Here is a 14,796-nt window from a genome sequence, read left to right as displayed (position 1 = left end):
CGCACGTCGCACCGATAAGGCGCTACGTCTGGACCGGGCAGGCGGGGACGATGGGAAACCCTTGTCTCCCCGTCATCCCTCAGCCGAAAAAATCAGCGATCTTCCGGATCGTTCGCAGCTCGGCGAGATGCTCGGGATCGACTTCCGGCAGCGAGGGATACTGGTCGCGCAGGGATGACAGGATCTCGACCTGCTTGATTGAGTCGACGCCCAGTTCGCCTTCCAGGTCCATGTCATCTTCCAGCATGTCGGGCGGATAGCCCGTCTTCTCCGCAATCAGCGCACGGATGACATCCGGTGACACCGCCAGCGCTTTCGAGGGCGCGGCGACAGCCGGGCGGGTGGCGGGCGGGGCGGACGCGGCCTCAGGTGCAGGCGCTGCCGGCTCGGCGCCGGGTGTTGCTGCCGAGATCATGGCGGCGATAGCGGCGATTGTGCGCAGTTCGCCGAGGCGTTCGGGCTCGATTTCCGGCAAGTGCGGGAGTTGGTCGCGAAGGGATGATAGGATTTCCACCTGCTTGATCGAGTCGACACCCAGTTCGCCTTCCAGGTCCATGTCGGCGTCCAGCATGTCCGGCGGATACCCCGTCTTCTCGGACACGATCGCCCGGACAATGGCCGCCGCATCGATCGCCGGCGCAACTCGCGCGGTAATCGGCTGTGCCAGCACGGGTGCGGGCGTGGGCGCCGGTGCGGCAGGCGCCGCTTTTGGTGGCTCAGCCGAGAAACTGTGCGCACCGTTTGCACCGTTGGCTTTGGGCTTTGGCGCTTCCGGCGCAGGCGCAGCAGCGGCAACAGGGGCCGCATGCGCGACGGGCGCCGGTGCGGGACGCGGCGCCGGCAGGTACTGCGGCTCCTGCGGCAGGGAACCTGCCTGTCCCAACAGGGCGGCGGCGGCGTTCAGGTACGCCTTATGCGTCTCGGCCATCGTGTGCATGTAGTCCTGATGGCGCGCCGACACTTCGTGCCAGATGCGTTCGACCTGTGAAGTCAGTTCGACGGGGCTAGCGGGCGCTGGGGCGGACGGGGCGGCTTGCCGGCCATTCTGATCGGGCATGGGAGGTTCGGTCCTTTGGGTAATCCGGGCGGGGGAGGAGGGAGCGGACGCGGCGATCTGGCGTCCCTCCGGATTGGGCGGCGCACGCCCGGCGGCGCCGTTCTTCGGCGGATAGGGGCGATCATGGTTGGCGCCGGTCAGGTAGACGGCGTGTTTGGACGGCGCAGCCTTCGGCACCGGCGGCGGCGCATCGGCGTACAGCGCAGCGAGATCGAGCTCCAGTCCGGCAACACTGAGTGCTCCGACCACGGACAGGAATTGCGCGACGCCATTCGTCCGCTTGTTATCGAGCGACAGCACGGTATGAGACCGGGCGCCCAGCGTGTCTGAGACGAGACCTGCCACCACGTTGCCGGGACCGATCTCTATGAACGTGCGCGCGCCAGCATCGTACATCGCTTCCACTTCGGCCCGGAAGAGTACAGGTGAGGCAAGCTGCGCCGCCATTGCGCCAGCGAGTTCGCGGGCCGTTGCCTTGTAGGGCTGGGCCGTGGCGTTCGCATAGACGGGCAGGCCCGGGCGCTTCAGCTTCAGGCCTTCGAGCGCCGCGCGGAAAGGCGCGACTGCGGGTTCGACGATTGCAGAGTGAAACGCGGTTGCTACGGGCAGGCGCCGCGCCTTGATGCCTTCAAGGGCGCAGCGTTCCTCAGCCTGCTGGATGGCAGCAACCGGACCGGATAGGGCGACCTGGCTCGGGCCATTGTCGTTTGCAATCACCAGCCCCCCGCCAATCGCTTTCACGAGCGGCGCGATCCGTTCAGCCGTACACTGAACGGCGAGCATGGCACCCTGCGTCGTCTGCGCGGCGGCGGCCATTTCTCTACCGCGCGCAGCGGCTATGGTCAGGGCGGAAGCGGCATCGAACGCGCCGGCGTAGTGCAGCGCCATGATTTCGCCGAAGCTGTGGCCGCCGGTCATTTCGCCCTCAAGGCCAAGGGCTTCGAGCAAGGCAAGGTGTGACAGGGCGACCGCCGCGATCGACGGCTGGGCGTGCTGCATTAGCGTGAGCGTCTGCTGTTGGTTGCCGAATTCGACCTGGTCGAACGCCGACGGCGGGAAAGACAGGCGGTGCAGCTTGAGAGGACCGGCGACTGGATGGCTGGCGGCGGCGTCCCAGACCGCGCGGGCCGCCGGGAAAGCCATTGCGAGGTCTGAGCCCATGCCGGGATACTGGCTGCCTTGCCCCGAGAAGAGGAAAGCGATCTTGCCGGTTCCGGGCGCCGCAGCGGAGGCTGCGCATCCTTGCGGCATCGGCGCGGTCCCGAGCGATCCGTCACGCAACTGCGTGGCGATACGTTGAGCCTTGGCGGCCAGGTCGTCCGGTGTTGTGGCGGTGATGGCCGCCCGGGCTGGCGCTGCAGCGCTGAATTCCGTATGGCTGGCGGCGGCCTCATGCGCAAGCGCGTCTTCCGCAGGCGGAGCATCCGCAACGGCCTGCAAATGCCCGGCGAGCGTCTCGGCATCAGCGGCGCTGAACAGGAACAGTTCAGCCGGATGGACACGAGGCGGTCTCGCAGCGGCCGGACCGGTATACTCCTCGAGCGTCACGTGAAAATTGCTGCCGCCGAAGCCAAACGAGCTGACCGAGGCACGGCGCGGACGCGACGGATCAGATATCCACGGGCGCGCCTCGGTATTCACATAGAAGCAGGCGCTGTCGCGGATGGCCTCAGCCGGCTCTTCGATCTTGATCGTGGGCGGCAGGACCTTCCTGCGCAGCGCTTCGACGGCCTTCACAAGACTCGCGGCGCCCGCAGCGGCCTTGGTGTGGCCGATCTGAGATTTAACCGATCCAACGGCACACCACGGTCCGTTGCCGGGATCGGCCGCGCCGAAAACCTGGTGCAAGCCATCGATCTCGGCCCGGTCTCCGGCGCGGGTGCCGGTACCGTGCGCTTCCAGAAGGTCGACCGTCTCGGGGCCGTAGCCTGCCTGCTCGTACGCCCGGTGCAAGGCACGGGCCTGACCCGCCGGCAGCGGTGTATAGATTGCCGTGCCTTTGCCATCGGAAGCGCCACCGATCCCCCGGATGACGGCGTGGATCGTGTTGCCATCACGCTCTGCATCTTCAAGGCGCCGCAGCGCGAGCATGCCGATGCCTTCTCCGAGCATCGTGCCATCAGAGCTGTTCGAAAACGGACGGCAATCGCCTGTCGGCGACAGCGCTGGTGTCTTCGAAAAGCACATGTACATCAGGATGTCGTTCAGCGCGTCGACGCCGCCCGTCAGCACCATGTCTGAATCGCCGGCGCGCAGTTCATGCAGGGCGATCTGGAGGGCGGCGAGGCTGGAGGCGCAGGCGGCGTCCGTCACATAGTTACTGCCGCCCAGGTCGAGCCGGTTGGCGATACGGCCAGCCACAACGTTGCCGAGCAGTCCGGGGAAGGTGCTTTCCTTCCATTCAGCATAGTGGCTCTCGATGCGGGCCGCGATTGCCTGCACATCGCTCTCAGCGACCCCGTATTGGCGCAGGCCATTGACCCATGCGGGGCGCTGCAGGCGGCCAGCCATGTGCGCCGTCAATTCGGTGGCGGAAGCGACGCCGAGCACGACGCTCGTCCGTGAACGGTCGATCTTGCCGCCGCTGTCCCGCTCGGCATCATCGAGGGTCATCTTCGCGGCGACGAGCGCAAGCAGTTGCGCCGAGTCCGTCGATTGCAGCTGAGCGGGCGGAATCCCGAAGGCCAGCGGATCGAAAGCGACCGGCGACAGGAAGCCGCCACGCCGGCCATAGGTCCGGTCGGGCGTGGTGGGATTGGCGTCGTAATAATCGTCGATCAGCCAATGCGTCTCGGGTGTTTCGCTGATCAGGTCGCGCGCTTCGAAAATGTCGCGCCAGAATCCGGTCGTGTCGCCGCGGCCCGGAAAGATTGCGCCGATGCCCACGACCGCGATGGGTTCGACGACACGTTTGGAAGACGAGGGCGGGTGATCGGACATCAAGCTAACCGAATAGGCGTGGAGTGTAGGAAAAGTATTGAGCCGGAACCGCAATTCCGAAGGATCTTAGCTGCGCGGCGCGCGTGATCCGGGCTGCGCCTTCGAGCAGGTTCAAGGCGATCTGGCGAACGGACCGGTTTTCGACCGGCTCGAGCGGTGTGCCGGCGACCCATTCATTGAACGCGCCCATCGCGGGGCCGCACCAGATCTGGTAGTCCGCCGTGCGCTTCGGTTCGCCCTCGCGCGCCCACTGCGCGCCCTGGAAGAGGTAGCGCCTCGCCACCAGAGCCAGCCGCTTGTTGCCGTCGGTCTCAGCCTTGCGCGCCTCTGCCGGATTGACCCGCTGGATATAGCTCTTCGTTTCCGACCAGGCTGCCTCAAATGGCTCGCCGAGCACATCGTCGATCCACTTGCGGTCAGTCTCACCCAGCGTTTCGTAGCTTTGGCCGCTACGATAAAATCCGTGGAACTTGCGTCCACGCATGGCGAACAGGGTACCACGTTTCAGCACCTGGACTTCAACGCCTTGCTCGAACATGTCAGCCGCCGGCGCCATCGCGACATCCGCCGGGCCAGCCTTGGCCAGCAGCTTGCGACCCGCCTCTGACAATCCGGACTCCACGGCGCTCTGGTTTACCGAACCGGTCAACACATACGCGGCGCCCATCTGGAACGCCGCGGCGACCCCTGCCGGCGTGGCGATGCCGCCAGCGAGCCCGATACGGATTGCGTTCTCGTCGAAGCCATGGCGGGCGGCAGCGCGCGTACGCGCTGCGCTGATCGAATTGAAGAGCGGCGCGGCGGCGCGATTGTCGGTATGGCCGCCGGAATCGGATTCCGCCGTGATTTCGGCGGCGACCGGCACCTGCGAAGCGATATCTGCCTGCGCTTCGGTGATCTTCCCGGCCGCGACGAGCTCGCGAAGGATTTTCTCCGGTGCCGGCGCCATGAACGGCTCGGCGACTTCGGCGCGCGATACCTTTGCAAACAAGTGATTGCTGCGCTTGACCGCTCCGTCCGCGCCGCGTGTCAGACCGATTGCCGTGTAGCGCACCACGTCCGGCGTAAGCCGCATGAAGGCGGACGCTGAAACCCGGCGCACGCCTTCGGCCAGAAACAGGTCGACGATTGCGGCTTCCTGTCCGGGTTCCTGCGGCGAATGGATGAGGTTTGCGCCCCAGGCCTGGTCGCCCGCACCGATGCCACTGCGGATCTCGCCGATGCCCTGGCGGATTTCGGCGATCGGAAGACCGGCGCTGCCGTAGAATCCGATACAGCCCGCGCGCACGGCTTCGACCACCATGCGCGGCGTGGCGATACCCCGCGCCATTTCTCCGACTGCATAGCAGAATCTCGCCGGATGCTGGTCGAGCAGCGCGCGGTCGCCAAGCCACTCGGGATACACGGGCGGCAAGCGGGAAAGGGACCCGGATTGCGGCGGCGCATCGCCGACAGCAGAGATCGACAAGACGCCCGCACCATCCTGCGAAAGCCACACCGGTGCGCGCGGCGCCTCGACGGCGCTTTTCAAAAGATCCGGCACGCGATGTTCGCCCTTCTGGCTTCGCCCGTTCTGAATGCAGATCATCCGGTGCCACTTAAAAGCCCGGCGTCAAACACCTCAACGGAAATTACCTGATTCCAGTGCAAACCATAGCGACCGCCTCGGCTGGGCACAACTTTTAATCGTATTTGTGTGGTTAACATCTCCGCGTTGAGTATTGACCATGCGCGAGCGTGTGGCGGTGACTTGCGGAGTGCATGTGCGCGGTCTACACGACCCGCGTCACTGGGGAGTAGCCAGTCGCTCGAAAGGGCGAGCCACCGTGTCAACATGCTCGGTCGAGAGGCCGTGGTGCGGTGGAAGCGGGAAACCGTTTGGGCGAGACCAATGGCATCATCTCTTCGCTCAGGGTTGGGCGGCGGGAATGATGTCTGTTGGATCCTGAACGCCGCCCGACCCCGGAGACCTGACTATGGAAGCCCTGTTCACTTCGACTGCCGTCGTGGCGTTCGCCGAGATTGGCGACAAGACGCAGCTGCTGGCGATCGTGCTCGCGACGCGGTTCGAGAAGCCCTTGCCCATAGTGGCCGGCATTTTCGCCGCGACTGTTGCGAACCATTTCCTTGCGGCACTCGTCGGGTCGCAGGTTGCCTCCATCCTTGATGGTGAATGGTTCCGCTACCTTGTGGCCGTCTCGTTCATCGTCATGGCAGCCTGGACGCTGGTGCCCGACAAGCTGGACGAAGACCCGCAGCACAAGCCCGCTCGGTTCGGGGCCTTCGTTGCGACGACGATTGCCTTCTTCCTGGTCGAGATGGGTGACAAGACCCAGATCGCGACCGTCGCCCTCGGCGCGCGCTTTCATGACGTAGTTCCGGTCACAATGGGGACGACGCTCGGCATGATGATCGCCAACGTTCCCGCAGTTTTCCTTGGGCACGAGCTTCTCAAGCATGTGCCGCTGAAGACCGTGCGTCTGGTCGCGGCCGGATTGTTCCTTCTGATCGGCCTCTGGGTGATTGCCCAGACCGCAGGTCTCTTCGGGCTCTAGCGTAGCGCGTCGGCCGCCGCGTACTGGGCAACCTGTTCGGCATGCACTTTCCGGAAAGCCGGACGGGAGGTGACACGGGTGATGTAGGCCTCGGTCGCGGGCCGGTGCCCGCGTGCCCGCAGGTCCTTGACCCGCAGGACATCCGCCATCAGCAGGTCGGCGACGGTGAACCGGCCCGCCGCAAGCCATTCGCGGGCTGCCAGTACGCGTTCGAGATGCCCGAGGCGGCTGTCGAGCCAGTCTGCAAGGCCGTTTTCGGCGTCGCCGGACATTTTCAGGAACCACCAGGGCACCGCGACCAGCTCGATCGAGTTGAGTGCTGCAATGGTCCACTGCAGTGTTTGCGCTTCGCCGGCTGCATCGCGTGGCATCAGGGCCTCGCTCTTACGCGCAAGATGAAGCAGGCAGGCGCCGCTTTCGAAGATGTCGACCCCATTGTCGGTCAGGTAGGGGACCTGGCCGAAGGGCTGGCGATCGAGATGGTTGGTCGCGCGATCGTCGAAGGGGACCGTCAGGATCTCGTAGTCGACGCCCGCCTCTTCGCACGCCCAGCGCAGCCGAAGGTCGCGTACGAAGCCGCGCGGCCCTTCCGGCACCCAATCCAGCGTCCAGATCGTCAGCTTGCTCATGGAAGTCGCTCCGTCTTGTCCGGTGCCTGGCTGGCGGAGGAGGAGTCCGGCAGATCTCAGGAAGCGCGCGCCTAATGCACTGTATAATAACAATAATAAAAAACTGGGTGTTGCGAATTGTGCAGCAAAATGTGCAGCAAATTTCTTGCTACGCTCTCAGGCACATCCTCAATTGACCGTGGTCGAGCTGTTTCCGGGTTCTGCGAGCAAATGCAAGTCAGGACCCGATCACTCTTGTACACGTGTCAGAGCGGCACCCAAACGCAAGTCGGATGCTTCTCTACAGCAAGTCGTTGATGGATCGTGTCGCTTACAGGAGCCAACACGAAGGCGAGCCAATGCAACAGAAGGGAAGGGGGCTTCCGAGCTGCTGCCTTCTGCAAGGCCTACGCACGCTCTGGTGCTAAACCGATACCCACCTCCGGCGTGGCCGGGTGAACGACCGTTGTTGAGTACGCGAATGGCACGAGTCGGATGCCCCTTTACGACCGTCGTTGGCCCTAAACTGCCGGTCGCTGAGCAACGAGAGTGTAGCTCGAAATTCATGGGGTAAGTCACAACGATACAAAAACAAGGCGCCTTACGTCAGTAAGGCGCCTTGCTTGTTCGCTCTTTGTTTGGGATCAAGCCGCTAAAATCTGTAGCTTGCACCCAAGGTTATGCGGCGGTCTGTTAAGCCTTGGAAACAGAGCAAGGCGCCCTCGTTGACGCAGGACTGCTGCACCGGAGACTCGGTGAGGTTGACGCCCTCTATGCCGATGTTGAGGTGTTCGTTTACATCATAGCTGATGCTGGCGTTCAGCTGTCCACGCGCTTCTTGGACGACCGGGAAACCCCAGGGAAACGCAGACGTGCTTCCAAAGTCTGTCGAACGGTAGGCCGAGCGCCAAGTATACCGCGCCCGTGCCGAGAGCCCATGCTTCTCGTAGTACAATGTGGTGTTGTACGAATCTTCCGAAAGATCGATCTCCGTCACAGGCAACTGAACATTTGTTGCACCGTTTGCAGCGAAGACCGTCACCGCGCGGGATGTCGGCGTCCACACACCGTCGCCGGCTGAAAAGTCGAGATGAGTGTAGTTGCCCACAAACCCAAATCCGGACGCCCAGCCCAGGCGTTCTTCAAATGCCGACAGGTCGTACTGGAAGGCGACCTCAAGACCTTTCTGGGTCGTTTCGCCCGGATCATTAACCAGTTGCGAAAGAGGGACACACACGCCAGCAACACCTGCCGTGGTCTGAAGATTGGTAATCGGATCAAGGGGTGCGAACACATTGCGTAAGGCAATCGGATTGAAAATACCGCCTCCTTCGCAAGGGGCTGTTACGTCGCGAACAAGCAGCGGAACATTGTTGGCATCCACAACCGGCGTCTCGACAGGGTTCTCCTGTTCAGAGACGAACAGTCCAGTCCTGTTTTTCTGGAATACGCCGACGCTGAGGACGGCTGACGGCGCGAAATACCACTCCACTCCAAGATCAAACGACTCTGTTTCCTGGGGAACAAGTCCGGGATTCCCAATGTTCACGGCCGAGTTCGGGCTCGTGCCGAATGTAAACGACGTGGAAAGGTCGTCAAAGTTAGGCCGCCTGATATCATTGCCCCAACTGGCGCGAACAACCAGGTCGTCACGAAGATCCGCGACGAGGTTGATGCGAGGAAGAACGAAACTGTAGCTGCCCTCTGTCGTCGTGGGTGTTGCAACACCGTTGACGATGGTGTTGCCGGTCGATGCAACGTCTGTTTCTACATAGCGCAGGCCGGCATTGCCGCGGAACATGCCGTAGTTGAAGTTTGCCTGAGCGTACAAAGACTGGGTTTCTTCATCAATATCGAAGAAAGCAGCCTGTTGCGACGTGGGCGCGCTGATCGGTCCGCGGGTAGATCCGGTTATCGCGTTGTTTGCGAGGATTGCTGCATTCAATGCATTGAGCACACCTTGAGGATCGGACGTAGCAAGCTCAGGATTGATGAGCAGAAAATCACGCACATAGAGCGCCCTGCCATCAGCGGCATTGAAGTTGTTCGGCCCCGCGACGAGCAGGTCCGAAAACAGATCTCCTGTCGGGCTGTCCCGGAGAAGGCTCAATGACACGTTCGAGGTCACATCATCATTTAAGCTGTTCGACTTGTTGAAGCGGTAGCCAAGGTCGATCGAGAAAATGTCATTCGCTTCGTAAGTGAAGTCCGCACGGAACGCGTCTTCCGAGTTTTCTTGCAGGCTGCGTGACTGCGACACCTGCTGGAGAGCATAGTTCGCAGGATTCAAGAGATCTGCAGTAGTCGGAGCAAATGGCGCATCAAATGCGATGCCCCAGGTCAGCCTGTCCCCTGTCAGGTCGTAGACGAAGGGAGTGCCGTTATCATTGCTCGTGTAGGAGGGTGCGGTAACGGCGTTGGGGTTAAGGAAGTTCAAGGTTGTGTTGAAGTTGGGCGTGGTCGTGTCGGAGGTCGCACTCGCTACCTCGACGCGGCCTGACAGTTTCTCCCCAAGGGTCCAGTCGGTGCCGAACCGGAAAATCCGGCTGTCTGTGAAGCGGGAGTTGGTATCTGAAGACAAACGAAGATTGCCGTCGCTGCCATCGGATTGAACGGGAATAACTCCGCGTACCGCAGCCTGGGTTGAGCCGAGATCCTGGCCGCCGATGGAGCCCCAGTTCACCGTTTCGAATTGAGAGGGGACGGCTACCCCGATCAAGTCTGACACGCCCGATGCTTGAACCCGCGAACTTTCTTCCCGGCGTTCTTGGTCATTGATGATCGCATCGGCATAGAACTTGAGGTTTTCAGCGCCGGTTGGTCGGTATTCAACGGACCCGGCGAAGTTGGTCGTTTTCGATTCGTAGTTGTCGTAATCTTGGATGAAAAACTGAATCGGGAGGAAATCGAAGCTCTGAGCGCTTGCGTTCGTGCTGCTTGATGAAACAAAGTTGTCTCGGTCCACGCGCGGCCTGAATGCAGTTGCGTCCTGCTCCGCATAGCTCAAGCTTGCAACAACACCCCATTCACCTGAAGGCGTCATCCACTTGTCACCATAGGCGCCCGACAGACGCGGCTTGATGCCGTCAGTCGTTAGACTGCTGTCCTCGCCCTGAACGCGAACGCTCAGCAGTCGGTCGTCCAGGTCAAGTGGACGTATCGTTCTCAGGTTGATGGTGCCGCCAACCGACCCTTCTATAGTCTTCGCTTCTGACGCCTTGGTCACTTCCACAGATGCGATCATCGCCGCTGAAACGTCTTCAAAGCTGATACCGCCGCGACCAGATCCCGATCCTACAGTGGAGACGCCATTGATCTCTGTACGGTTAGAGTTCGTACCCCGAATCTGAACGCCGTTGCCGACGCCTGCTTCGCGTGTGATCTGAACTCCGGGAATATTCTCGAGGACTTCGGCGAGGTTCTGGTCAGGGAGCTTGCCGATATCTATGGCTTGAATCACTTCGACCAGGTTGTCTGAGTTGCGCTTTTCGTTGAGCGCGCTTTGAAGCGACGCCCGGATCCCGGTCACGACGACCACATCTTGCCGTGCTTCGGCTTCTGCTTCGGCGGGCGCATCCGTAACAGTGACCGGCGCTTCCTGAGCCCAAGCCGCCAAGCCAGTTGGCAACGCTACACCAGCGAGCAAGGCCGCGCGCCAGAAATGGCGCGGCCGCTGACGGTGAGAGTCATTTTGTGTGTGAGTTGGCATTTCAATTCCCTCCCTATGGGTATGACCGAGGCTTCATCTTGATGTGAAGCGCTTGCCGACTCTTCGTCTGAGATCGACTGTGTTGTCAACCACTTTGGTATTTATTTATTGCCTAATTGGTCCTACCACTGTGATCATTCCGATTTAGTTGTGGTGATTCTGCATCACTCTGCGTCAAACCGGCTGGCCAATCTTGAGAGTTGATTGAGCCGCGGCAAAAAATTGGCTGACCAATAGGCATGTACAAAGCGACGCTATTTGACCGACGTTCACGAGGCCTGCGCGGTTTCTGGCATTGCGTCGTTCGGGATTATAGCGCCCGGGTATTGAATCACCGTGCCGGCCAGCTTGTGCCCCTGCAGGGCAGCGCCGGCTGGCGGGCATCCTTTGAGGTAGGCAGCAAGAAAGCCTGCATTGAAACTGTCGCCGGCTCCTGTCGTGTCTCTTGGCTGGACCGGTTCCGGCACTGGTACACAGAAGCTCGGCCCCGTGCCGTCGAAAATGACCGCGCCTTCCGGACCGCGCTTCACCACCACAAGATCGGCGCCGGCAGCGCGCCAGCGCAGTGCATGGGCTGCTGGGGTGTTGGGGCCGAACAGGGCATCGTCGTCTTCGTGGGTTGGCAACACAATTGCCAGAGCAGGCGCAATTTCCCGCATCGCCGCCCGTGCTTCTTGCGCTGAGGCCCAGCCGCGCGGGCGATAATTTCCGTCAAAGGCGACGGGCAACCCCTTCGCCCGCGCTTCCTTCGACAGGTGGGTCAGGGCAGATCGTCCGTGTGCGTCCAGAATAGAAAGGGAGATACCGGAAAAAAAGAAGAGCTGGGAGTCCATGACCGACTGCAAGCAGTCGTTTGCGCCCGGGAGGTCAAAGAACGCCCGGGCGGCAGACTGATCGCGCCAGTAGGTGAAACTGCGCTCACCTGCCTCGTCCGTCTGGATCGCGTATAAGCCTGGCATCCGGGACGGGTGGCGGAGAATATTTCCTGTTCCAATACCTTCTTGCTTCATCGCTTCAAGCAGTGCGTCCGACCACGGATCAGTTCCGAGCGCTGATATGTAATCGACCTCAATGCCTAGCCGGGCGAGATAAACTGAGGTGTTCAAAGTGTCGCCGGCAAAGCTGAGCCGCGCTGGTCCAAACCGGCCCCCCTGAGCCGTCGAAAGTTCGAGAAGCGGCTCTCCAAAAACTGTAACCCGTGCCATGGAGAAATTCCTGTCATGTCTTCCAGATCAATCTGAGGTGAGTTTTGGGCTACCGGACTTGCGAGAATACGCTCGCCCGCCGGTTACCTCTTTAGAGCAACGTAGTAGTCGAAAATTTCCGGCACGTTTTTTGGGCCGAATCCCTGCGCCACTGCAGAGTCGAGAGCGTGTGAAGTTCCTTCAGCAATTGGCGAGCGTGATCCGAGGTCTGCGATCATCTTGTTGAAGTACCGTAAGTCCTTGTTGGCGTTGTTGATGGAAAAGCCGAGATCGCTCACGCCATCGACCGCATAGTTCTTGCAGAACTTCATGAACGGCGAATTCGAAGGGCCAGCTGACATGATTTCGAAGAGTTGTGCACGGTCGACGCCGGCAAGTTCCGCTGTAGCGAACGCCTGGGACATGGCGCAGACGGTGGTCATGCCCATGAAGTTGTTGATCAGTTTGGTGGTGTGGCCAGCACCCAGCCGGCCAAGGTAGAAGACATTCTCACCCTGTTCCTTGAGAACAGGCTCGTACTTCTCGAACGTCGCCTTGTCGCCGCCAGCCATAATGTTGAGCAGGCCATCCTTGGCGTGAGCGGGCGTGCGGCCGAGAGGGGCATCAATCATGCCGACGCCTTTCTTAGCGAGTTCGGCGCCAATCCGCTGCGTAGAAGTGGGAATTGACGTCCCGAAATCGATCAGTACGGACCCCGCCCTGATGCCTTCGATGATGCCGTTCTCTCCGTAGACTAGCTTCTCGACCACTTCCGAGGTGGTGACACAGAGTTCCACGATATCGCTCTTCTCGGCCAGTTCCTTTGGCGTGCTGGCCTGTGTCGCGTTTCCTCTCGCCAGAACGGCGTCGACAGCGTCCTGGTTGAGATCCATCACGACGACCTCGAACCCGCGCTTCTGCAGGTTTTCGACCATATTGCCGCCCATCAGTCCGAGGCCGATGAACCCGATGACAGGTTTTGACATGTTTAAAACTCCTGATTTCAAATGGCTTGATTGTTTCAGCCGGCTTGCGCGCTACGCGGCTTTAGCGGTTCGATCCGGCCGCACAGGACCCAGACTGCGAACAGCGCAAGGATCGCGAGAGCGGCGCCGATCATAAAGACGGGGGCGTAATTGTTGCCCTTCGTGATCACGGGAACGAGAAAGGTAAGCCCAGCCGCGCCAAGCTTTGCGGCCATGCCTGCAAAGCCGGAAAGTGTGCCTACTGATTTCCCGCTATAGAAGTCGCTGGGCAGGGTCTGCACGTTTCCGATAGCAGTCTGAAAGCCAAACAGGATCGTAGCCATGATGATGACCGCGATCGTTGCGAGTGTTGTCGTGGCCGGATCCGACATGCCCAGGACAGAAGCTACAAGCGTGGGATCCGCAAGCAAGAGCAGGGAAGGCAGCATGATGAGGCAGCCGAGCGTGATGACCATTTTCCGCGTGGCATCGACAGACCAGCCTGATTTGATCCGGTTTTGCGCCAGCAGGCCACCGAACCATGCGCCCAGCATGGCACCGAAGTATGGCACCCAAGCATAGAGCGCGAGTTCCTTGACCTCCATATCGTAGACCCGGTTAAGGTAGAGCGGAATCCAGACGATGAAGAGCCACCAGATTGGGTCGATGGCTGCTGTCGAAATGATCACGCCCCAGCTCTGCTTCCGGCTGAGAAGTTCTGCGGTTGCCGGCGCATATCCATCATCCGGGTTGCCGTCGCCGTCGATATCCTGGTTCAGCTGTCCCTTCAGGATGTATTCGCGTTCGCTCTCGCCAAGCCAGGGGTGGGTCTTGGGCGGTGACTTCACCAGCACCCACCAGGGAATGAGCCATATAAAGCCAAGCGTGCCGACAATTATGAAAATGACGTGCCAGCTGAAATGAATGGACAGAATGCCGATGATCGGAATCGAGACAAGACCACCAATGGCGGCGCCTGAATTGAAAATACCCTGCGCCAATGCACGTTCCTTTGTCGGAAACCACTCGGCATTGGCCTTCGCTGCCCCCGGCCAGTTGCCGGCTTCGGACACACCGAGAATGGCTCGAAAAAGGCTGAACGAAATAACGCCGCGTGCGAAAGCGTGCAGGATGGTTGCGATGGACCACATTCCGATTGATAGGGCGAATCCTAGGCGTGTCCCGATCCAGTCAAAAATCTTGCCGAAGATAGCCTGTCCGAAAGCGTAGGAGAAAATGAAGACGACAGAAATGAAACCGTAGATCTGATCGACCTCAGCCGCCGATTTCTCGGGATAAAGTTCCGCGGCAATATCTGGCCACAGTACACTGAGTGTTTGGCGATCAATGTAGTTGATAACCGTTGCCAGAGCGACAAGGGTGACGACCCACCATCTGAGACCTTTGATGCGCATCGGTCAGTTCTCCTCGCCAAGGAAGTCCATCCGCGCGGGGCTGAAAATGTCGAGAAGGATGCCAGCTTCCAGGCAAACTGCGCCATGATCTGCGCCGGATGGGACGAAGAAGCATCCGCCCGCTTCGAGCACTTCGGTCCTGCCGTCGACATAGACTTCGAACTTGCCTTCCGCGACATACGCAGTCTGGGTGTGCGGGTGGGCATGGACGCCTGCGACAGCGCCTTTGTCAAACCATACCTTCACCAGCATGAGGTTAGTGTCATACCCCAACAATTTGCGGTGAATTCCTGGGCCGACGGGCACTGCGCCTTCACGCGGGCTATTCATGAACAACTCTGAACGGACCAGCATTTTCGACAT

General features: G+C 60.7%; 9 protein-coding genes. 1 reads left to right on the top strand and 8 read right to left on the bottom strand.

Translation table 11 applies throughout. From position 1 onward, the window contains the following. Positions 1–79: 79 nt before the first annotated feature. Both IPK75_15375 and IPK75_15370 read right to left on the bottom strand, forming a co-directional pair. Complete coding sequence (locus IPK75_15375) at positions 80–3,997, bottom strand: acyltransferase domain-containing protein (GenBank protein MBK8199730.1); 3,918 nt, start codon at positions 3,995–3,997, stop codon at positions 80–82. A 4-nt stretch (positions 3,998–4,001) separates the two neighbouring features. Beyond that, a complete protein-coding gene (locus tag IPK75_15370; protein MBK8199729.1) occupies positions 4,002–5,540 on the bottom strand; it encodes a PfaD family polyunsaturated fatty acid/polyketide biosynthesis protein in 1,539 nt (512 codons plus the stop codon). Positions 5,541–5,973: 433 nt separating this feature from the next. On the opposite strand from IPK75_15370, the gene IPK75_15365 reads away from it, so the two are divergent. Then, positions 5,974–6,552: a TMEM165/GDT1 family protein gene (locus tag IPK75_15365; protein MBK8199728.1), complete on the top strand. Its 579-nt coding sequence runs from the start codon at positions 5,974–5,976 to the stop codon at positions 6,550–6,552. On the opposite strand, the gene IPK75_15360 is transcribed toward IPK75_15365, so the two are convergent. The 6 genes from IPK75_15360 to IPK75_15335 all read right to left on the bottom strand — a co-directional run bounded on the left by IPK75_15360 (position 6,549) and on the right by IPK75_15335 (position 14,796). Further along, complete coding sequence (locus IPK75_15360) at positions 6,549–7,181, bottom strand: glutathione S-transferase family protein (GenBank protein ID MBK8199727.1); 633 nt, start codon at positions 7,179–7,181, stop codon at positions 6,549–6,551. The genes IPK75_15365 and IPK75_15360 overlap by 4 nt on opposite strands. A gap of 631 nt (positions 7,182–7,812) precedes the next feature. Then, entirely contained in the window at positions 7,813–10,869 is a 3,057-nt protein-coding gene (locus tag IPK75_15355; protein ID MBK8199726.1) for a TonB-dependent receptor, read from the bottom strand. A gap of 269 nt (positions 10,870–11,138) precedes the next feature. Further along, positions 11,139–12,074: a sugar kinase gene (locus tag IPK75_15350; protein ID MBK8199725.1), complete on the bottom strand. Its 936-nt coding sequence runs from the start codon at positions 12,072–12,074 to the stop codon at positions 11,139–11,141. A gap of 83 nt (positions 12,075–12,157) precedes the next feature. Beyond that, complete coding sequence (locus tag IPK75_15345; GenBank protein MBK8199724.1) at positions 12,158–13,039, bottom strand: NAD(P)-dependent oxidoreductase; 882 nt, start codon at positions 13,037–13,039, stop codon at positions 12,158–12,160. Between the two features lie 35 nt (positions 13,040–13,074). Next, on the bottom strand, positions 13,075–14,433 hold the full coding sequence (locus IPK75_15340) for an MFS transporter (protein MBK8199723.1): 1,359 nt from the start codon (positions 14,431–14,433) through the stop codon (positions 13,075–13,077). Positions 14,434–14,436: 3 nt separating this feature from the next. Beyond that, a complete protein-coding gene (locus tag IPK75_15335; GenBank protein MBK8199722.1) occupies positions 14,437–14,796 on the bottom strand; it encodes a cupin domain-containing protein in 360 nt (119 codons plus the stop codon).

The organism is Acidobacteriota bacterium, from assembly GCA_016712445.1.
Taxonomy (GTDB): Bacteria; Pseudomonadota; Alphaproteobacteria; order Caulobacterales; family Hyphomonadaceae; genus Hyphomonas.
The sequence above is the reverse complement of the archived record's forward strand: the minus strand, read 5'-3'. Positions and strand labels throughout refer to the sequence as shown.

Bases quoted from the DNA above. Each gene is read 5' to 3' on its own strand.
- IPK75_15375 (MBK8199730.1), bottom strand. From the start codon at position 3,997: ATGTCCGATCACCCGCCCTCGTCTTCCAAACGTGTCGTCGAACCCATC.
- IPK75_15365 (MBK8199728.1), top strand. From the start codon at position 5,974: ATGGAAGCCCTGTTCACTTCGACTGCCGTCGTGGCGTTCGCCGAGATT.
- IPK75_15360 (MBK8199727.1), bottom strand. From the start codon at position 7,181: ATGAGCAAGCTGACGATCTGGACGCTGGATTGGGTGCCGGAAGGGCCG.
- IPK75_15355 (MBK8199726.1), bottom strand. From the start codon at position 10,869: ATGCCAACTCACACACAAAATGACTCTCACCGTCAGCGGCCGCGCCAT.
- IPK75_15350 (MBK8199725.1), bottom strand. From the start codon at position 12,074: ATGGCACGGGTTACAGTTTTTGGAGAGCCGCTTCTCGAACTTTCGACG.
- IPK75_15345 (MBK8199724.1), bottom strand. From the start codon at position 13,039: ATGTCAAAACCTGTCATCGGGTTCATCGGCCTCGGACTGATGGGCGGC.
- IPK75_15340 (MBK8199723.1), bottom strand. From the start codon at position 14,433: ATGCGCATCAAAGGTCTCAGATGGTGGGTCGTCACCCTTGTCGCTCTG.
- IPK75_15335 (MBK8199722.1), bottom strand. From the start codon at position 14,796: ATGTCGAAAATGCTGGTCCGTTCAGAGTTGTTCATGAATAGCCCGCGT.